This window comes from Clostridium gasigenes (assembly GCF_900104115.1).
Taxonomy (GTDB): domain Bacteria; phylum Bacillota; class Clostridia; order Clostridiales; family Clostridiaceae; genus Clostridium; species Clostridium gasigenes.
Genome location: NZ_FNJM01000023.1, coordinates 1 through 20391, shown reverse-complemented (window position 1 = coordinate 20391; position 20391 = coordinate 1). Strand labels below are relative to the sequence as shown.

The following is a 20391-nucleotide window of genomic DNA, read 5'->3' as shown; positions in this document are numbered from 1 at the left end:
AAGAAACTGATAATTATATTGATTATTACAATAACAATAGATATCAATGGAATTTGGCCAAGCTATCACCAAATAAATACTACGAATATCTAGAAACCGGTGAATATCCGATTAAAATCTAGCTAAACTAATTTTATATATCAATATAATTTAAAGCACTGGTAAATACCTACAAACGGTATAATACCAGTGCTTTCTTGTCATACATCTTCCATGAAAAATATTCCAATTCATTTTTTAGGCGTTTTTTCTAACTGTCCTTGACATAGGGACCACTTTATTTTTAACTTTATTACAGTTTAATTGATCAAATAATTTTGTTTCCACCATTACTTGTACTTAGAAATGTTAAAAACCTATTTGGATCTTAGCCACTTGGGGGCTACTCCCCCAAGGAATTACTATTAATATACTCCCATATCTATAGAATATAAATTCAACTAAATATGACAGTATATTAATTATTTATTATATTGAGGTTCTTCTTGTTTTACAAAATCAAGTCTTGATTGAATAGATTGTTCTACAGTTCCCATTGTAGTTGCAAGTTCATTAAACATTTGTTTTGCTTGTTCATTATCTGTATCTAAAGAAAATGTCTTCATATCCGCACCTAATCCTTTAGCACTAGCTAATGCTGTTTCAAGTTTGTTTCCTGTTGGCATAAAAATCCCTCCTTTATAGTTTTCTACTACCCCTATATCTTGTTCATAATCAATTTTAATATTCATTTATTCATAATGAAATATATTCCTTTTAAAATCCAATCTATATTTATTAAACTTTAGAAATTTGTGTTTAATAATTGAAACAAATATATATATGTGTATATATGAATTAAAATTAAGCTTATTGGTTAAATTAAGTTAGGAAACAATTTAATAAATATAAAGGAGGTTTTTACATGACTGCCATTTCAAAGGTAAAAGAAACATTGGCTACACTAAAGGGATCTGAGGCCACTTTAGGAATGTACTCATTACAAGAACGTGATAAAGAAGCCAGCACTATTTATAACCAGGCATCTAAAGAAATAAGTAAAATCAAAACAGATTTAGAAAAAAGAATAGGCGTTATGGAGTTTGAGGAACCCCAATACAAAGGCAACTAAGTGAGGTGGCATATGAATACTTGGTTAATACTATTATTTAATTCAATAGTTCTATTTATTTTAACATTTGTTATAACAAAATATATGAAGAAAAAGCCATTAGCTAGGGCTACTCCCTTTGATTTTATTTCTTATGCCGTAATTGCGGTTATAATTACTTTAATTTCTTTAGATATAGTTGATAATATTTACTTTGGACTAGTTACACTGGCTGTTTGGGCAGTGTTTCCTATTATCTTAGATTATGCTTCCATGAAAAGTAAATGGATTTATAATCTGATAAATGGTAAGGAAAGGGTACTAATTAAAAACGGTAAAATTATGGAAGATAACTTATCTAAAGTAAGAATTACAGGTCAAGAATTCCTACAAGAAATGCGTTCAAAGAAAGCATTTAACTTAGCCGATGTTGAATTTGCTGTAATGGAAACAACGGGTGATATAAATGTTAGTTTAAAAGCTGATAAGAAACCTGTTACCTCATATGATTTAGGAAAAAAAGTAGCACCTAAGACCGAACCACAAACAGTTATTTTAGATGGAAATATATTAAATGAAGGTCTTACTAATGCTGGATTAAATCGAGGTTGGCTTACAACTCAGCTAGAAATCAAAGGAGTTTCCATTGAAAATGTTTTTCTAGGTCAAGTAGATTCTTCTGGAGACTTATATGTAGATATTTTTGATGATATGATACAAGTTCCTAAAACACAGGTTAAAGAAATGCTCTATGCTAGCATTCAAAAAAGTCAAGCAGATTTTATGTCATTTTCTTTAGACTGTGACAATGAAGAGACAAAAACTATGTACTCACAAAGCGCTCAAAAATTAGAAGAAGTCATAAAAAAATTAGAACCATATTTATTACGTTAGAAGGTGAAATAAATGTCAAATATGAAAAAGAAAAGAATGACTACAACCCAGCTACAATATGATGAATTAGTAAATAGTATAGAACCTAAAAGACCTATTTTAACTAATTGTATTAGAGCCTTTCTGGTAGGTGGTACAATATGTACAATTGGTCAAGGCTTACAGTGGCTTTTTATTACCTATCTTAATTTTGATGAAAAGACATCAGTAGGTCCTACTTCAGTAGTTTTAATCTTTTTTGCAGCTTTATTTACTGGTCTTGGAATTTATGATCACCTTAGTCAATGGGCTGGATGTGGAACTGCTGTTCCGATTACAGGCTTTGCTAATTCTATAGCTTCTGCTTCAATTGAACATCAAAGTGAAGGATTTGTACTTGGAGTAGCTGGCAATATGTTCCGTCTTGCAGGCGCCATTATTGTTTATGGAGTTTTTGCTGCTTTTGTAGTTGCTACAATAAAAATGACAATAATATGGCTAGGGGGAATGTAAATGCTTAAAGGACATCAATCTTGGATTTTCAATTCTAAACCTACGATATTAGCCTCTGCAGCAGTTGGTGGCCCTTTCGAAGGTAATGGTGCTTTAGCTGATGACTTTGATATACTTTATGAAGATTTATGGCTTGGTCAAGATAGCTATGAAAAAGCAGAGCATGCTCTACTTGAGCATGCTTGTGAAAGAGCAATACAAAAATCAAAGATACAAAAAGAAGATATCAACTTTTTTTTAAGTGGAGATTTAATGAATCAAATTACTTGTAGCAACTTTACTGCAAGAACACTCGGAATACCTTATTTGGGAATTTTCGGTGCTTGTTCTAGTTCCATGGAAGGTTTAGCATTAGCAGCTCAATTAATAGAAAGTAAAGCAGCTAAATATGTTATAGCTGCTGCAAGTAGTCATAATGCAGCTGCTGAAAAACAATTTAGATATCCTACAGAATATGGTGTACAAAGACCACCTAGTGCTCAGTGGACAGTAACTGGAGCTGGAGCTGTAGTCCTTGGACCAAATGGAGATGGACCAAAAGTAACTTCTGCTACCATAGGAAGAGTAGTAGATATGGGGACTTCTGATCCCTATAACGTTGGAGCAGCTATGGCACCAGCAGCAGTAGATACTATTGAAGCCCATTTTAGAGATTTGAATATCGATGCTTCTTATTATGATCTTATTGCTACTGGTGATTTAGGAAAAGTTGGTCATGAACTTGCTAATGCTTTATTAAAAAAACATGGCATAGATATGCCAACGGATATATTTACAGATTGCGGTCTTTTAATATATACAAAAGACCAACCAAGCTTTTCTGGTGGCAGTGGCTGTGGTTGTTCTGCTACTGTAACTTATGGGCATTTACTTAATCGTATGCGAAGAGGAGAATTAAAGAAAATATTAATTGTTGCAACAGGTGCCTTAATGTCTCCTATCTCCTTTCAACAAAAGGAAAGCATACCTAGCATTGCCCATGCTGTTTCTATAGAAATGTAAAAAAGAAGGTGTGAGTTAATTTATGGAAAAATTTATTTTTGCATTTATAATAGGTGGTTTAATTTGTGTTATTGGGCAACTTATAATGGATACTTTAAAAATCACCCCGGCACATACAACTTGTACATTAGTTGTAATTGGTGCAATTTTAGGAGGGTTTGGTCTATATGATCCTTTGGTTGCCTTTGCAGGTGCAGGGGCATTTGTACCTATAAGTAGCTTTGGAAACGCTCTTGTAACAGCGGCCATAACTGAGGCTGAGCAAACTGGTTTTATAGGAATATTTACCGGTGTTTTAAAGCCAGTAAGTGCAGGGGTCTCCGCAGCAATAATCTTTGGATTTATTTCTGCCATGATATTTAAACCAAAAGGTTAAGCATATGAAAAAACATACTACAATTTAAATTTCTTTTATATGCCTAGCTATATTAAATAAATTTAAACTCCTACAAACTAAAATAACCCACGACAACACTTACATTATTATTGTCGTGGGTTTTGATTATTAATGCAAGCTTGTCCGAGACAGGTATTTTCATTATTTTTTAATTTGATTATAAACTTTTCAATTTCATAATTATTTAAATAAACCTGCCCAATTAAACCATGATGCCTATGTGTTTTACTATCAGAATGAAAATCTGAACCGGCAGTATAAAACCATCCTTTTTCCCTAGCTATACCTTTATACAATTCATTTTGCTCAACAGTATTTTCGGGATAAAGGGCTTCAATTCCATCAAAATTCATTTCAAGAAGGGGGGCAAGCATTCCATCTTTTAATCTAATTGGATGAGCCAAAACTACACTCCCACCAAAGTATTTAAGTAAATCAATACCAGTTTGAGTAGTAATCTTATTTTTCTCCAAATCTTTTCTAACATCTACATAGGTACCTATGAGTGTTTCTAAAAGTTTACTATTATCCTTTTTTGCATATCTTAATGCACTAATAAAATCTTTATCCTTATATATTTCATTAGTGAAGTACCCTAAAATATGAACCTTTTTTCCATTAAACCTTGTAGATAATTCAATCCCAGGTATAACATTAACACCTAACCATTCCCCTGCTTTTATTGCTTCTTCTACTCCTGACATAGTTTTATGATCAGTTATAGATATAGTATCAACATTACTTTCTTTAGCAAACATTATAATCTCAGTAGGGGTATAATCACCATCAGATTTTGTTGTATGAATATGAAAATCGCCTTTTGTGTACATTTTTTATCTCCATAGTAGTATTATTGTATACAATATTCAGCTAGCTACTAAATTGCACCATATTGTTAATAAAAATTTTATTTTTCAATAACACCATAAGCTATAGATCCAAATTTACTATTTCCATAACATTTTTGAATTCCTAATCTTTCAAACTCACCACTGCCAACTCTTTCTTTAATAACAACACGGTTTTTACAAACACGTAGTGCCTCCATAAGTGTCTCTTTTTTTAATCCTTCTTGATGTGCAAATGGCCTTAAAGCATTTATTGACACCGATTTTTTATTTGGTATTTTAAACATAGGGTCAAAATAAACTACATCAAAACTATCATCTGGCATACTTAAAATATAGTCTTCATAAGATGAATTAATAACATCTATCATATCCATAAATATTTTAGTTTGCGCGTCAACATCTTCATAATACTTTAATCCGTTTTTAGTTATACAAGCAATATACTTATTAACTTCTGTGCCAACAACCATGCCATTTTCACCAACAATAGATGCAAATACTATAGCATCTGTTGCAAGTCCTAAAGTACAGTCTAATACTCTATCCCCGGATTTTAAATCCATAGCTTCAACCATAGGTTGATTCAGACCTTCTTTTATTGCTTTCATCTTAATTTCTGATGTATTTGGATGCCAAAAAAATGCATTATCTTCTCCCTTTAAAACAATTTTATCTTTTTCTACAAAGAGAAAACATTCTATTTTATTCATTTCACTAATTTTTTTTATACTATAATTTCCTCTTTTTACATATGGTATATCTAATTCTTTAGATATACCATATGCTTTATTTATTAAACTTTCATCGGGGTTTCTTGTGGTTGTAATTGCAATATTCATATTATTTACCATCCTAGCTTTTGTTTTTTTACTGTAAAACATATATTGTCATTATTAAATTCTATAAAGTAACTGCTTTATCAGCTCATCATTTCTTAAAAGAGATAAAGTATCTTCTATAATTTCGCAAGCAAGATATTCAATTCTTGAGAACATTAGAAAAATCTAAGAAGAACTCCTTTGATTGGTATAAGAAGGTCATTTGCTCTAATGGAGAAGAACTCTATATAAAGTAAAAAGCACCCTATAGAATAGACGATTTGAAAAAAGTCTATCTATAGGGCTTTTATCTATATTACAGTTCAATTGTTTAAATTATTTTGTTTTCAATAATACTTGTACCTAGAAATATTAAAAACCAGTGTGGGACCTTGTCCTGTGTTAATTTGCTAAGGTCTATGAGACTGCTATCATTTATAGCAACTTGTCTTTCTTCATCTCTAATTCATTAGAGTAACTAACACGTCTTCAAGACTAAATACTTCATTAGTTTCAAATACTTCTTCTAAGGTTTCAATATTCTCTTCTAAATGCTCTACATCCTTAGAATATGTATGAGCAATATCCACCATATCTTCTTCAGTAAATTCCTTATTTTCTAAATACCTTATTACCGCTAATTCTTTAATCATTAAACAGCTTACTAACGCAATTTTTATTTTTGCTAAAACATCATAATCAAAAACAGCCTTCATAAAGTATTTGAATACAAAATAAACTAAAATCTGTTCAAAGTGATAGCTTTTATCCTTATAATAATCTTCAAATCTTTTATGAATATCTAAATAAAGTTCCTCATCATCTTCACTTTGCCAAAAATATCTTAATGCATCCTCGAGTCCTAAAGGATCATTAGGATTTATGTGCTTTAAATCTCTAAAGACTTTAAAAACTTCATTTATATTATTATATTTTCCACTTCCTTTTCCTTTATATTCTTCAATACTTTTAATAGTCTCATCAATAAAGCTTTGGTCTGAATATTTATTTTTCACTTTTTTTATATCTTCTATCTCATTTGAATCTATCTTTTCTTGAATTTCGCCTGCAAAAATAAGGACTAAAGCTCCTCTAACCTTCAAATCTAAATTTCTATTTTGTAGAATATCAAAAACTACTTTTCTACATTTCATAAGATTAATATAAATCATTTGATTTATATCATTGCAACTATTAACTTCTTCATCATTTTCTGTTAATTCAAATTCTACTTTTTTAGATGACCCGAGTATTATTCTTGCAGCTTCAGGACAAGATAAAGATATTCCTACTTCACGCAGGTTACCAAAATCTTCTAAATACCTTGGATATTCTCTGCATGTATAACAAAGACTATCTGCTCCCAGCTCCTTATATATATCGCATAACTTATTTTCATTTAAAAATGTACAGTTATTACCTTTTAACAGGAAAATATTTTCCTCTCCTTCAATAACTATTTCATTTCTTAATCTCTCTCCAAATTCACTAGCTACAGTTAAATACTGCTTATGTGTTTCATCATCAATTACTATTCCCCATCCAGCACAACAGGTGTCTTCACATTCAGACGCTATACATTTAAATTCATCCAAATAATCTGGTTTTCTTATCTTCATTTTCAACCTCACATCATATATCTATATTTACTATATCCTTTTATATCGCCTTCTGGTAATATATATAGCATTAATTATTCTTCTTTGTATTTCTTTAAGCTTCATATCTAATGATTCATATTCTTTCCACATTTCTAAATTAGATAACAATACAACTTTCTTATCCATACCTTCTAATTTATAGTTTAATAAATCATCTATCATATCTACATTCTTTATATTATGGTGATCTAAATCTATATTATAATTATAGCATAAGGCAATACCACTTTTAATAGGATTTCTTAATAATATCTATCATTAACCAAATGTTCAATGTAATTATGTTTATTAATTATTATCTTAAACTTATTTTTATAGATAAAAAACTGCAATAAAGTTTTTAACTCTATTGCAGTAGAATCTCTTAAATTATTTTATTTTCAATACTACTTTCACCTTCTAATTTAATAACCTCCATGATAATTTTTTCATACTTAAATAACTATCCATGAAAATAACCGGTTCTCGATGAAACTACAACATAAGGTACTTCGGAACCATCTTTTACAATATATGCTTGGTATAGATTATCTTTCAAAGGTTCTAATCTAACAACTTTTTCCCCATATGCATCATATAAATCTTTTTTAAATAGATCTTCCCAGCCACTGGAAATAGGCGCGTTTAGATTTATATAGTTTGCAAAGCTCTCTAAGTCGTCAGTTTTACCCGCATTAGCTATATATTTCTTATATAAACTTTCAATATCAACTTGATTTAGGAATGTTTTACTCCATTTTATTTTTTGTGCTTCTGGTTTGTTTTCTTGATCATTAATAATATAATTTTTAATTTTTTCAGTGATATTGTTTTCTGAATAAACTTTTTCTTTTATGTTATCGTTAGAAGCCAATGGTTTTTCTTGAGAAGCATCACCATCGTTTTTGGTAGAATCTTGACTTGATTTATTATTATCTTCTAATTTATTAGTACTATTAGCTACAGGTTTATTATCATCTGCATTTTGCTTTTTCTCTTCAGCAATAACATCATTAGTATCTTTATCTACCTTCTCTGTATTATCATTTTTATCGTCATTAATTGTAGAACATCCCATTATTCCTATAGTCATTGAAGATACTAACATTGCTGCTAGTATTATTTTTTTCACATTCACTTATAACCCCACCTTTTTTTTGTTAAGAATTTTTAAAAATAACAGACAATTTTTAAGTACATTAATATAATTTATGAGTATATCATGTAATTGTACTACTTTCTCAGTAATTATTTTAATGAGTTTCCCAAAATAACTAGCCTATTTTACGCTGCGGCTCTTCGACTAGCACAAAATATTCTCAGAATCTTTGACTTGTTATTTTCTTTCAGTTCCCTTAGGATACTGCAATTCTAAACTCTCTAGGATTCTATTTTCGACGTTTTTTACCATATTTGTCTACCATTACAAATATATTTTACTACTTTTAGAGAAGTATTTCAATGTGTTTAACTCATATAAAAAAGTTAGAAGTACCAGAAGAATATTCGAGAGAGGATAAAAATACTAATGGAATATCAGACCCAATTGATTTAAACAACTTAAAAGGAAAGGAGATGTCTAAAACATCTCCTTTCCTCATAAATATATAAAATATGACGCTAAGCATTATCTTATTACGCTAAATTATATCGTCTTCAGCTTTCCTCATTGTTGACTATTGTTTATCATTATCGCTTATTTATTCTTATTCTACTCTACTTGAAACTTTTTTTCAAGATATTTTGTAAATTAATATAATAATGTTATAATATTAATCAACAACAATACTAAATGATAATAATTAATGGAGTGATTAAATGTTTACTGAAGAAAGACTAGAACATATCTTAAGTATTCTTAGTGAAACTGGTAGAATAAAGGTAAAAGAATTAAGTGAAAGGTTTAATGTTTCAGAAGGTATGATAAGAAAGGATCTGCAAAAACTAGAAAAAGCCGAGGCTCTTCAACGAACCTATGGTGGAGCTATATTAAATAGAAAAGTTTCTAAATCTAGCCATATAGCTACTAGAATGAGCGTGAATTTAAGTAGTAAGGAGATTATATCTGAAAAAGCTTTTTCCCTTATAGATAATGGAGATGTAATTTTTTTAGATACCTCAAGTATTAATTTTCTATTAGCTAAATTAATAGCTACTAGTACTAAGCAAATAACTTTAATAACTAATATGCCCTTAATACCACCTCTTTTTAATAATAATGAAACTACTAAGCTAATATGCATAGGTGGCGTATATGATAATAAATCTGGTGCAGTTCTTGGGTCTGAAGTAATTAATAGCATATCTAAATATACTTTTAACAAAGGTTTTGTCGGGAGTTCAGGAGTTAATTTAACTACAAACAGCGTAGGAACTGTTACACTAGAAGATGGTAATGTTAAGGAAATTATAGTTTCTAATAGTAAAGAGGTATTTTTACTTGTAGAAAAAGAAAAGTTTAATGTAGATGGTACTTATAGATTTTCTACTTTAGATGATTTAGATGTTATAATTACTGATTCAGACCTTACAGATGATGTTAGAGAAAAACTTGAAAAATTAGCTGTAAAGCTAATTTAATGTAATAGAAAGGATAGGAACATGTACTGGTTATAATAAAATATTACCTGTATATGTCCCTTATTATCTTGTTGCTGCATTCGCCTCTTCTCTAGTTTCACAAATGGCAACTAAATATTAAATAAAAAGCTGAAATAAAGTTAAAATATCTGTATTTTTTACAATTCAGATTTCTCAAATTTATACTCCATAAAATGGGTTATTTTATAGAATGGTTTTTTTAATATCGAAAGAACTATGAATATTATACAGTATATTATAAGTACTACAATACTTATATTTACTGTTTTCCAAAATGGACCTGCAATTGCCTCTCTAAAACCATTTATAGCATACGTAAATGGCCATAATGGATATAACACTCCAAAAACTTGTGGATTAGTTTGTATTGGATATATACCTCCTGCACCCGCTATTTGAAAAACCATTATGATAACAGCAATAGCTTTACCTACATTGCCCAATATTGATACTAAAGTAAAGATTATTATTGTAAAAGTAATTGATGTTAAAATAGCAAATATAAATAATAAAGGTAAGTTATAAACCTGTATCCCTAGTATTAACCAATCCCCCAATGTAACTATAATAGCTTGAATTAAGCTTAAACTAATAAAAATCATCATTTTCCCAAAATGTCTTTGCAACATATTAGGCTGCGGTCCCACCTCAAAATCTTCGCAAGTTGTTGTTAATAAAGCTCCTGCCAAAAGTGCTCCTACCCATATAGCAAGCACTGTATAAAATGGAGTTAATCCTATACCAAATACACCTGTGCCATATACATCAACTTCTTTTACTTCTATGGGAGAAGCTATAAAGCTAGCTACTTCCTCTGGATTTTTTCCCATTATATCAATAATATTATTTAAACTATTTTCATTCAACCCGTTTAATTTATTATTTAAGTCTGTTACCTCAGTTTGTATTAATGTTATTTTACTATTTAACTCATTTGCAGCCTTTACAGCTTCATTACTAGATGCTATACCATAATTAGCCAAAGCATTTAATTGTGGCACTATAATTTTTGTTGTTTCTAATATTAAATTCAGCTCATCTAAGCTGGAATTAGTAATACTTGCAATATTATTAATTGTAGCTGTCCCACTCTTATAAAATTCATTAGATACCTTTGATATTCTATTTATTAATTCATCATTAATTTTCATTACTGAATCTATATCCCTAGACTTCTTATCACTTATTTCGCCTTTATTAAATTCATCTTTTAAATTATTTAAGGCAATTTCCTCTTGTGCCAGCTCTTCTTTAATGTTATTAAGTGATGCTACTAGTGAATTTAAGTGTTCATTATTAATAGTTGAGTTAATTCCTTGCACCTCTTTAATTGTAGAATCTACTAAATTTTCTAGGGTTTCTTTATAGCTTTCTAATTGCTTAATACTTTTATTAATTTCATATTCTGGAGTTGATGGATTCTTAATATTCTTAAGCAAAGTATCTACTTTCTGTGATACTACTTGTAATTGCATAATATCCGCATTAATATTACCATTAACGGTAGCCAAATTACTTTTGGTTTCAGTCACTAACTTTTTACTTGCTTCTGTTACATTTTGCAAATTATTTATTTGATCTGTAATAAGTGGTAAATCATTTTTAATACTTGCTATATACTTACTTAAATCTTGAGCATTTTTAGAAGAACTATCTATATACCCTTTAATATTTATCAAATTTTCATTAGCTGTATCTACTACATTTTTAAGTCCTAGAACCTTTACACTAGTATTATCTAAATGCAATCCTACCTTGTTTAATTCATCAAAAGTTTTTTCATTAACGGTTTTTACAAAGTTTAATTTTATTTCTTTAGTTAACTTATCCTTAGCTACAGTAGTAATTTTAGTAGCAATTGCATTAGTCTTTTCATTTGCTTTATAAATTATATTGGGCTTTTTAGGATTACTTGTAGTTAAACTTACTAACCCACTTGAAAAATTTTGTGGAATTTCTATAATAGCATAATATTTTCCTTCATTTAAATCATTATTAGCTTGCCACTCATCTATTACTTCCCACTTTATTGATTTATTTTTTTTAAGGTTTTCTATTACTTGATCTCCAACATTTACTTCTGTTGAATTTATTAGTGTCCCATCATCTTTATTTATTACTGCTACTGGTAAATCACCGGTATTTGCATAGGGGTCCCAACAGGCTGCAATATTTATCCAAGCATATAGTGATGGTATAATACAAAGTCCAATTATTACTATCACAGCTGCATAATTTTTTTTAATTTTTATTAAATCTCTTTTGAATATTTTAAATAACATTTTCATGATTTCACCTCAATTATTCGCCTATACCTGATTGATGGAATTTCTTTTCAAACACTTTTACAATACTATGCAGACGTGGTTTAAAAATAAAACCTAATATAATATATAATGCACAGAATAATAATAACATTACTATATCTAAAACAACGCTACTGCTTAAAGGACCTGCAATAGCCTCTCTAAATCCTCCTACTGAGTAGGTAAATGGAAATAGTGGTTGTAATATTCTAAATATAAGTGGATCTAACTGTATAGGGTAACTACCGCCACAACCCGCTAATTGTATAATCATAAATACTATATTAATAGCTTTACCTACATTTCCAAGTAAAGATACATTTGTGAATATTATGATTGAAAATGTTATAGATGATAATATTGAGAATATCACCATTAAGAATGGATTAACTGAATACACTTTAAGTAAAAATATATTTCCTAAAGCTATTATTATCCCCTGTATTATACCTAAAGTTACGAAGATAAGCATTTTCCCAAAATACTTATCTCTTATTGTGAGATTCTCCGCACCTTTAAATTTTGGTGCTTCAGTTTTTAATACTGACGTTAAAATTAAACCACCAACCCAAAGGGCTAGTACTGAATATACTGGTGTCATTGCAGAGCCGTAGTTTGGCACAGAATAGACTTTAACCTCTTTTATATTAAATGGATTTGATATAAATTCACCCATTAAATCCGGATTACTTTGAAGTATTGCAAATATGGTATTTAAATCATTATCATTTATTTTTGATAATTGATTACCCAAATATTTTATTTCATCTTTATACTGTTTTAACTGTTCTAAAAGATCTCCAGAAACCTTCGTTGTAAGCTGGCTTCCATCTGTAGCTGAAGTTATTAAAGTATTAACTCCTTCAACTGCCCCATTTGAACTTTTTAAAAGTTGTGATGCATCCTTTGTTGCATTTGTTAAGTAAGAGGCTATTTCATTTAAAGCGGGCATTGTATTATTTTCAAACTGATTTGTTGTCTTTGTTATGTCTTCTGATATTTTCTGCAAATCACTCTTTAATTGTTTCATAACCTCATCATTATCTTTTTTCCCATTTAAATAATCATTTGAAATTGATGTTACTAAAGAAGCGCGATCATTTAAATTGCTTTGTAATAACTTTAAACTAACTATAGTTTGAGATATTGCTTCATTTGTATTTACCTTATTAATAGCTTCAAGGTATTGTATACTAGAATTTATATTATCATTTATAAGATTTATATTGTTATTTACAGTATTTAATTGATTGTTTACTTCCGTTGTGTTTTCATTGTTATTTATTGTATCTAAAATAGCTATTATTTTATCAATGCTTATCTTCATCTCCGTTAAATTTTGTTTCAAAGTTTTAAAAGATGTATTTAAGCTATCATTAGTTGTTTTTATTAAATTTTCTGTATTTTGAGTTGTTGTTTGTCCTATTGCTATACCACCTGTTAAAGCTGGCATTGTATCTTTAACCACTTTTAAATAAGTGTTTAAATTACCAGAGTTCGCATTTACATTCTCTAAAACAGCTACTATAGTATCCATATCGCTCCCTGCTGTTATAATTGAATTTTTAAGTTTTATTATATCATCACGATTTTTATTTATATCCTCTTTATATCCTTTAACCTTTTGGAAAGCTTTTTTATTAACAGTTGATATAAAATTCGAAGTAATTTGATCTATTAAAGTTCCCTCTGCTACTCCTGCTATTTTTCCTGCTACAGGGTTTGCCTTGGTGTCAACCTTATAAATTATCTGGGCTTTTTTACTCTTATCGGTTACTATACTAGTCAAATCTTCCGAAAAACTTTCTGGTATTTCTATGGTTGCAAAATAAGTTCCATCAACAATTCCCATATCTGCATCTTCTCTAGAAACAAATTTCCAACCTATATTTTTATTGCTTTTAAGTTCCTCTACTACTTCCCCTCCTACATTTATATTTTCTCCCACCATATTAGCGCCCTTATCATTATTTATTACCGCTATTGGCATAGTGCTTGTATTTCCATAAGGATCCCAGCAAGCTTTTATATTAACCCAGGCATATAAAGCTGGTATAACACATATTCCAAACACAATAATTAGTGCTACTGGATTTTTAAAAATGCTTTTTAAATCTCTCTTAAATACGATCATTAGCTTTTTCATATTATTTACTTTACCTCTACCTTTCTTTCTTAATTTTCTTTTAGCTTGCATAACAGTAGTATAATTTACCTCTATCCATTATATCATATTTATTTTAATTTTTGGGTTTTTTTAACTTTAGATATATCCATTATAAGAATATATAAATGGTATGTTACCTAGCGAACGATTTATAAAGTAAGTGTAATATATTAAAAACAAGTGAATATTACTACTTTCAAAAGGAAAAGATAATATTTGAAGAGGAGTGATTATTAATGTTTAAAGGTAATAGTAAAGAAAAAAACAAACAAAATGTTAATGTTGGCACTAAAAGAACAGAGAATAGTGAACATCAAGAAAAAGTTACAAATAGCAAAAAGAATTAATACATAAAAAGGCACTTTGGAAAATTTAATCCAAAGTGCTTTTTTGTTATAGCTATATAAATCTCCATATTTGAGTTACAACAAAACAAGTTACCATACCACATATTGTTGGTATTATGAATGCTAAAAATGTCCACTTAAAGCTCTTTGTTTCTTTCTTTATGGTTATTAAAGTTGTTGCGCAAGGATAGTGCATTAAGCTTAACAACATAACGTTTATAGCTGTTAATAACGTCCACCCATTTGCAATTAATAACTCTCTAAGCTGAATTCCACTATCTAGTTCTAACATTGTTGATGATCTTAAATAACTCATTATTATTATAGGCAATACTATTTCATTTGCTGGTAGCCCTAATATAAATGCCATTAATATATATCCATCTACTCCTATTAAATCAGCAAATGGATTTAAAAATTCTGCACAAGTACATAATAAAGAATTATTTCCTACAGAAATATTTGCAAATATCCAAATAACTATTCCAGCTGGTGCTGCAACTACAAGTGCCCTTCCTAATACATATAATGTTCTATCTAAAATTGATCTTACTAAAACTTTTCCAATTTGTGGCCTTCTATATGGAGGTAATTCTAAAACAAAATTAGAAGGTATCCCCTTCAAAAAGGTTTTAGATAATATTTTAGATACTAAGAGTGTCATAAACACACCTAAAACTATTATAGCTGTTACACTTGCTGCAGCTATAATATTTCCAGAAACACTTCCTATACCTCCAACTGTTGCTCCAATAAATATTGTGGCAATTGTAATTAATGTTGGAAATCTACCATTACACGGCATAAAATTATTTGTTATTATTGCCATTAATCTCTCTCTAGGTGAGTTTATTATCCTACAACCAATTACACCTACAGCATTACACCCAAGGCCCATACACATTGTTAGTGCTTGTTTTCCACATGAACAACATCTTTTAAAACACTTATCTAAGTTGAATGCTATTCTTGGTAAATATCCTAAATCTTCTAATAATGTAAACATAGGAAAAAAAATCGCCATTGGTGGTAACATAACCGACGTTACCCAAGCTATTGTTGTGTACATTCCATCTATTAATACACCCGTTAACCAGCTTGGTGCAGCAATATAGATAAAGAATTCTCTTAATTTAATCTCTATTGCTGCAAACATCCTAGATAAAATTTCTGAGGGAATATTTGCAAGGGTTATTGTTATCCATAATATTACTCCTAAAAGCAAAATCATTATTGGGATTCCAGTTAATTTAGATGTCAATATTTTATCTATTCTTTGATCCCTTAATGTATATTGTTCAGGCGCACATACAACCTTTTTACAAATCTCTTCAGATTTTTTAATAATTGTTCCTACTATTATATCACTTATAGAACCTCCACCTAGCTCTTCTTTAACCTTTTCTCTTATATTGTGTATTTCAAAAACTATGTCTTCTGTTATTTTAAATCTTTTAATTAGAGACTCACATAAAACCCTGTCGCCTTCTATTAATCTTAGTGCTAGCCACCGCTTCTTTTTATCACTTATTTCTATAGTCAATAAATTACTTATTTTTGTAATTGCATCTTCTATTTCTTCATTATATTGAACTTTAAATCCTTGCTGATTTTTTTCTTTTACTATTTTGGATATTTCTTCTTTAAATTCTTCAATTCCAACACCTTGTCTAGCTGCAGCTTTAACAACTTTACATTTTAATTCTTTTTCTAATTCTTCAAAGTTAATTTCTATACCCTTTTTCTCAGATTCATCAATAAGATTCACACACAACATAGCGTTATCAGATATTTCCAAAACCTGAAGAAACAAATTTAAATTTCTTTCTAATGAAGTAGCATCTGCTATTACTGCAATTGCATCATATTGTGAAAAGCATATATAATCTCTTGCGATTTCCTCTTCTTCAGAATTTGATAATAAAGAATAGGTTCCTGGTAAATCAACTACTTTATATCCACATTCTCTATATCCATATACACCTTCTGCATTAGCTACTGTTTTACCCGGCCAATTACCAGTATGCTGATTTAACCCAGTTAATTCATTAAACACTGTACTCTTTCCTACATTTGGATTTCCAGCTAATCCTATTGTATAATTAATATCCTTAATGCTAATTTTCTTTACTTTAGACATAATATTTAAGCCTGTAGAACTCTTTGTTAACCCCATTATCCTGCCCCTTTCTTAATAAACTTTATTTAGCAATTTGTTACTTGAATAAATCTTGCTTCATCTTCCCTTATTGCAATTACAGTACCTCTAATTAAATAAGCTGTTGGGTCTCCTAATGGACTTGCATATAAAGGTCTGATTTCAGTTCCATTTATTATTCCTAAATCAAGAAATCTTCTTCTTAGCTCTCCATCTACTATTAAAGCTGTAACCTTCGCAGTATCATTCAATTTAATTGAATTAAGTGTTCTATTTGCTCTTATCATCGTTGCCCCTTACCCCTTTACAAAAGGTTTTTCTTTTTGTAAGAAATTGTTATTATTTATACTAATAAGATATGATACTTATTTTAATAAGTTCTAAATTAACACAAAAAGTAAACGCATTTCATTTGAAATGCGTTTAGGGAATCCCTAACTTCCCACTAAAATTATTTTTATTTACTATTTTCCTCAATTAACAATTACTCCAATGAATAAACTACAGTTCTTTAACTAATCATAATAAATGTTGGACAATAATTATATGCGAGGTATGTAACTATGAAAAAATCTATTAAAATCTGCTCATTTATACTTTTAACATTATTATATTCTTTTTCCCCCATTCTATCTTATTCAAAAACTCTTTCAGATACAAATCTTATGAAAAAGCCTTCTAATTGTAATGTTTACTCATCATTCTTTAAAGATGATATGTTAGATATCAATGATTCATATATTAAAAATTCTATAATTCCAAAACATCTATATGTTATCTCAGAAAATGGTATGAGTAATGAAGAAAAAACCATGATATCTACCCTTCAAGGTTTAGTCTCAACTAAATCGGATGATCAGATTTATATACTTAGTTCTAATGAACCTGACTACCAAATTTGGCTTAAAGATTTAAATGATAATCATAATGTTAAATATACAAATATTCAAGATCCTTGGCAATTATTAAGTAAATTTAAAAACTATATAAATGGATATATATTATATAGTAACTTAAAAGGTCCATCTATAAATAATGCTTGCTCTCTTGCGAGCTTAGAAGATTCAATAGTAATTGAAGAATCCTTAGAATCTAAAATTAAAAGTGCTGGAGTAAGCAATTTAATTAAAGATTGTAGAGATACAGATAAATATTGGGCATATAATAACCTTTGGAACTTGGGCCTAAATCATTCTACTGTTATAGAATTATCTCCTAGTAAATATATAGCTTTAAGAGATTATTCAATAATGTCAAAATCTCTAATATTTTATGAAGATGATATAAATGATAATTCTTTGAGAGATACTATATTTAAATCTATGGATAACACTTCACGTTGTTTGGGTTGGGGGCCTGATGAACATACTAATGTGAATATAGCTTCAAAATTTGGAGTAGATGTAATTGCTTCTGATTGGTCTTATAATTTATCTGTGTTAAGTTCCTATCCACTAGCTACGCATAACCAAAAATCTAATAATAAAATCCCTAAAGAAGATAGTGTTCATTATATAACATTTATTATGTCTGATGGTGATAATCAACAATGGTTTCTTGGAAGTAACTACAGTTCAAAAAGCTGGTACGGTTCCCAAAGTAGAGGCAATTTCAATTTAGGTTGGTCTATAAGTCCATCACTTTATTACTTAGCCCCTACAGTTTTTAGTAAATACTATGAAAGTGCTAGTTCTCCAAAACACAATGATAATTATGTAGTTCCGCCCTCTGGAAATGGTTATATGTATCCTAGTAAATTTCCTATAAATAAGCTAGGTACTTATACCAAAAGATTAAATGAGTATATGAAAAAAGTTGATCAAAAGAATGTACTAATACTTGATGATGAAGCTTTCTACAGAAAAGATTTATGGGATAACTATACTTGTCACTCTAATATAAATGGTCTTTTTTATCTTAACTATGAAAAAAATAGTACCTATGATGGAAAAATAATTTGGTCAAATAATAAGCCTATAGTATCTTGTCGTGATTTACTTTGGGAAGGTCTAGAAAATGAGGAGCAACTAATTAATAATGTTAATAATAGAATTAATTTAGGCTATACAGATATTAAAAGTGCTGATTCATATACTTTTGTTTACGTTCATGTATGGAGTAAAACTATGGATAATGTTCAATATGTAGTAACTAAATTAAATGAAAATTCTAAAGTAAGACTTGTTACACCTGATACCTTTATGAAATTAATTCAAAAAAACATAACTCCTACTATGTAAAAGGTATCCTTCGTAAATGACACTCAAAAAAACTAGGCTACATTGAGAAAATAATTTCTGTACTGAACAGGCGTCATCTTCTCTAAATTCCATTGATAATGTCAATGTCAAGCCAGAATTACTATTCCTTACAGGTGAATAAGCATTGATAAAACAATTCCAATTATTCCACAGGCTATCCATTCAATAATTTTTCTACTTAGTTTGTTTTGGCTTCTGTATCGTTGTATAGTATCTTCTAATGTAATTGTAAGCTGTGAAATTTGCTGAGCCATTTCACCAACAGTATCTTTAATTTCATCTTTGGTAACTGCATTTAACTGTTTTCTCTTTATTTCTTCTGTTACCATGATTTCTTCAGAATTGTTAATTCTTTTAAATACTCCTAAACTAGATGAAATTATTTTTTGATTTTTTTCTATAGAAATAATGGCCAGTACCTTTTTATCTATTTCAATAAATTCTATTGAAACAATAGGACATGGTATCAATTTCTCTTTAGATTTATTAAAGGTATCCATTACATCATCTTTTTTACAACCAACGATTTTGCCCTTATTATTTACCCCTAAAATCAATTTGCCACCTGATGCGTTTGCAAAAGATGAGATAATCTTACCTAATAAATTTGGGCCACCACTATGATGCCTAAATTCTATTCTATCATTATCTCCTTGACTAATAAGATTAACTATTTCCTCTTTTAAATTATTATCTTTATTTGACAAAAGTTACACCCCATCTTTATATTATCATTCTCAATATCTATTAGCATATTGAGAATTTAGTTATTCATAGTAAGAAAAACCGTTCCAGCTTTTAGAATGGCTCTCCAAATATAATTTTATTATACAAAAGCATTACTTATATGCCTATTATATCATACGATAATCCTTTTACTCTAATTATTGGCTTCTAATGAATCGTATTAAATATTTGTGGGAATAACAATTAAACCATCTCTATTTTCACTTTATATTCTATCCCATAATCTATTTTTGTTAAACAAAAAAAACTGTAATAAAATTTTTACTAAAGTGGTCCCTATGTCAAGGACAGTTAGAAAAAAACGCCTAAAAAATGAATTGGAATATTTTTTATGGAAGATGTATGACAAGAAAGCACTGGTATTATACCGTTTGTAGGTATTTACCAGTGCTTTAAATTATATTAATATATAAAATTAGTTTAGCTAGATTTTAATCGGATATTCACCGGTTTCTAGATATTCGTAGTATTTATTTGGTGATAGCTTGGCCAAATTCCATTGATATCTATTGTTATTATAATAATCAATATAATTATCTGTTTCTTGTTTCAGTAGATTAAATGTGTTGCATTTTCCAAGGTGAATTTCATCTTTCATATGTCCGAAGAAGGATTCTTGT

General features: G+C 29.2%; 20 protein-coding genes. 8 read left to right on the top strand and 12 right to left on the bottom strand.

All coding sequences use genetic code 11. The features are described 5' to 3' along the window. Positions 1 to 461 precede the first annotated feature (461 nt). Entirely contained in the window at positions 462 to 665 is a 204-nt protein-coding gene (locus BLS77_RS18600; RefSeq protein ID WP_089973548.1) for a DUF1657 domain-containing protein, read from the bottom strand. Between the two features lie 239 nt (positions 666 to 904). Between BLS77_RS18600 and BLS77_RS18595 the strand changes: the two genes are divergently transcribed. The 5 genes from BLS77_RS18595 to spoVAE are packed head-to-tail and all read left to right on the top strand — an operon-like array spanning position 905 to position 3854. Then, on the top strand, positions 905 to 1111 hold the full coding sequence (locus BLS77_RS18595) for a DUF1657 domain-containing protein (protein WP_089973545.1): 207 nt from the start codon (positions 905 to 907) through the stop codon (positions 1109 to 1111). A gap of 12 nt (positions 1112 to 1123) precedes the next feature. Next, entirely contained in the window at positions 1124 to 1984 is an 861-nt protein-coding gene (locus BLS77_RS18590) for a DUF421 domain-containing protein (RefSeq protein WP_089973543.1), read from the top strand. A gap of 12 nt (positions 1985 to 1996) precedes the next feature. Next, positions 1997 to 2476, top strand: a complete 480-nt coding sequence (spoVAC, locus tag BLS77_RS18585) for a stage V sporulation protein AC (RefSeq protein WP_089973540.1) — start codon at positions 1997 to 1999, stop codon at positions 2474 to 2476. Then, positions 2477 to 3478 carry a stage V sporulation protein AD gene (gene spoVAD / locus BLS77_RS18580; RefSeq protein ID WP_089973537.1) on the top strand — a complete coding sequence of 334 codons (1002 nt, stop codon included), beginning with the start codon at positions 2477 to 2479 and terminating at the stop codon, positions 3476 to 3478. A 22-nt stretch (positions 3479 to 3500) separates the two neighbouring features. Then, positions 3501 to 3854: a stage V sporulation protein AE gene (gene spoVAE, locus BLS77_RS18575; RefSeq protein ID WP_089973535.1), complete on the top strand. Its 354-nt coding sequence runs from the start codon at positions 3501 to 3503 to the stop codon at positions 3852 to 3854. A gap of 107 nt (positions 3855 to 3961) precedes the next feature. Here the strand turns inward: spoVAE and BLS77_RS18570 are convergent, their stop codons facing one another. From BLS77_RS18570 to BLS77_RS20435, 5 genes are all read right to left on the bottom strand, one after another. After that, complete coding sequence (locus BLS77_RS18570; protein ID WP_089973532.1) at positions 3962 to 4705, bottom strand: PHP domain-containing protein; 744 nt, start codon at positions 4703 to 4705, stop codon at positions 3962 to 3964. 77 nt (positions 4706 to 4782) lie between these two features. Then, entirely contained in the window at positions 4783 to 5565 is a 783-nt protein-coding gene (locus tag BLS77_RS18565) for a class I SAM-dependent methyltransferase (RefSeq protein WP_089973530.1), read from the bottom strand. Between the two features lie 440 nt (positions 5566 to 6005). Beyond that, entirely contained in the window at positions 6006 to 7163 is a 1158-nt protein-coding gene (gene fliB / locus BLS77_RS18560; protein ID WP_089973528.1) for a flagellin lysine-N-methylase, read from the bottom strand. Between the two features lie 30 nt (positions 7164 to 7193). After that, entirely contained in the window at positions 7194 to 7382 is a 189-nt protein-coding gene (locus BLS77_RS20095; protein WP_479723118.1) for a hypothetical protein, read from the bottom strand. 265 nt (positions 7383 to 7647) lie between these two features. Further along, the gene (locus BLS77_RS20435; RefSeq protein WP_242874029.1) at positions 7648 to 8322 is read right to left on the bottom strand and encodes a hypothetical protein; all 675 of its coding nucleotides are present in this window, start codon (positions 8320 to 8322) and stop codon (positions 7648 to 7650) included. Positions 8323 to 8645: 323 nt separating this feature from the next. On the opposite strand from BLS77_RS20435, the gene BLS77_RS20090 reads away from it, so the two are divergent. After that, complete coding sequence (locus tag BLS77_RS20090) at positions 8646 to 8795, top strand: hypothetical protein (protein WP_175490919.1); 150 nt, start codon at positions 8646 to 8648, stop codon at positions 8793 to 8795. A 207-nt stretch (positions 8796 to 9002) separates the two neighbouring features. After that, positions 9003 to 9764 (top strand): DeoR/GlpR family DNA-binding transcription regulator, encoded by a 762-nt coding sequence (locus BLS77_RS18550; RefSeq protein WP_089973526.1) that lies wholly within the window; start codon positions 9003 to 9005, stop codon positions 9762 to 9764. A gap of 158 nt (positions 9765 to 9922) precedes the next feature. On the opposite strand, the gene BLS77_RS18545 is transcribed toward BLS77_RS18550, so the two are convergent. From BLS77_RS18545 to BLS77_RS18530, 4 genes are all read right to left on the bottom strand, one after another. Next, on the bottom strand, positions 9923 to 12073 hold the full coding sequence (locus BLS77_RS18545; RefSeq protein WP_089973524.1) for a YhgE/Pip domain-containing protein: 2151 nt from the start codon (positions 12071 to 12073) through the stop codon (positions 9923 to 9925). 13 nt (positions 12074 to 12086) lie between these two features. Then, a complete protein-coding gene (locus BLS77_RS18540; RefSeq protein ID WP_242874028.1) occupies positions 12087 to 14288 on the bottom strand; it encodes a YhgE/Pip domain-containing protein in 2202 nt (733 codons plus the stop codon). Between the two features lie 369 nt (positions 14289 to 14657). Continuing rightward, on the bottom strand, positions 14658 to 16781 hold the full coding sequence (feoB, locus tag BLS77_RS18535) for a ferrous iron transport protein B (protein ID WP_089973521.1): 2124 nt from the start codon (positions 16779 to 16781) through the stop codon (positions 14658 to 14660). 29 nt (positions 16782 to 16810) lie between these two features. Further along, complete coding sequence (locus BLS77_RS18530) at positions 16811 to 17050, bottom strand: FeoA family protein (protein ID WP_089973518.1); 240 nt, start codon at positions 17048 to 17050, stop codon at positions 16811 to 16813. 276 nt (positions 17051 to 17326) lie between these two features. Here BLS77_RS18530 and BLS77_RS18525 point away from each other — a divergent pair, with 276 nt between their 5' ends. After that, positions 17327 to 19003, top strand: coding sequence for a GxGYxYP domain-containing protein (locus BLS77_RS18525; RefSeq protein ID WP_089973516.1), 1677 nt, complete (start codon positions 17327 to 17329; stop codon positions 19001 to 19003). A gap of 128 nt (positions 19004 to 19131) precedes the next feature. Here BLS77_RS18525 and BLS77_RS18520 read toward each other — a convergent pair whose 3' ends face one another. Both BLS77_RS18520 and BLS77_RS18515 read right to left on the bottom strand, forming a co-directional pair. Continuing rightward, entirely contained in the window at positions 19132 to 19731 is a 600-nt protein-coding gene (locus tag BLS77_RS18520) for an AlbA family DNA-binding domain-containing protein (RefSeq protein ID WP_089973513.1), read from the bottom strand. Between the two features lie 464 nt (positions 19732 to 20195). After that, positions 20196 to 20391, bottom strand: a 196-nt coding sequence (locus BLS77_RS18515) for an IS3 family transposase (RefSeq protein ID WP_139164875.1), incomplete at its 5' end; no start/stop codon positions are given.

Coding starts and splice junctions, on each gene's coding strand:
- BLS77_RS18600 (WP_089973548.1), bottom strand. CDS start 665: ATGCCAACAGGAAACAAACTTGAAACAGCATTAGCTAGTGCTAAAGGA.
- BLS77_RS18595 (WP_089973545.1), top strand. CDS start 905: ATGACTGCCATTTCAAAGGTAAAAGAAACATTGGCTACACTAAAGGGA.
- BLS77_RS18590 (WP_089973543.1), top strand. CDS start 1,124: ATGAATACTTGGTTAATACTATTATTTAATTCAATAGTTCTATTTATT.
- spoVAC (WP_089973540.1), top strand. CDS start 1,997: ATGTCAAATATGAAAAAGAAAAGAATGACTACAACCCAGCTACAATAT.
- spoVAD (WP_089973537.1), top strand. CDS start 2,477: ATGCTTAAAGGACATCAATCTTGGATTTTCAATTCTAAACCTACGATA.
- spoVAE (WP_089973535.1), top strand. CDS start 3,501: ATGGAAAAATTTATTTTTGCATTTATAATAGGTGGTTTAATTTGTGTT.
- BLS77_RS18570 (WP_089973532.1), bottom strand. CDS start 4,705: ATGTACACAAAAGGCGATTTTCATATTCATACAACAAAATCTGATGGT.
- BLS77_RS18565 (WP_089973530.1), bottom strand. CDS start 5,565: ATGAATATTGCAATTACAACCACAAGAAACCCCGATGAAAGTTTAATA.
- fliB (WP_089973528.1), bottom strand. CDS start 7,163: ATGAAGATAAGAAAACCAGATTATTTGGATGAATTTAAATGTATAGCG.
- BLS77_RS20090 (WP_175490919.1), top strand. CDS start 8,646: ATGTGTTTAACTCATATAAAAAAGTTAGAAGTACCAGAAGAATATTCG.
- BLS77_RS18550 (WP_089973526.1), top strand. CDS start 9,003: ATGTTTACTGAAGAAAGACTAGAACATATCTTAAGTATTCTTAGTGAA.
- BLS77_RS18545 (WP_089973524.1), bottom strand. CDS start 12,073: ATGAAAATGTTATTTAAAATATTCAAAAGAGATTTAATAAAAATTAAA.
- BLS77_RS18540 (WP_242874028.1), bottom strand. CDS start 14,288: ATGCAAGCTAAAAGAAAATTAAGAAAGAAAGGTAGAGGTAAAGTAAAT.
- feoB (WP_089973521.1), bottom strand. CDS start 16,781: ATGGGGTTAACAAAGAGTTCTACAGGCTTAAATATTATGTCTAAAGTA.
- BLS77_RS18530 (WP_089973518.1), bottom strand. CDS start 17,050: ATGATAAGAGCAAATAGAACACTTAATTCAATTAAATTGAATGATACT.
- BLS77_RS18525 (WP_089973516.1), top strand. CDS start 17,327: ATGAAAAAATCTATTAAAATCTGCTCATTTATACTTTTAACATTATTA.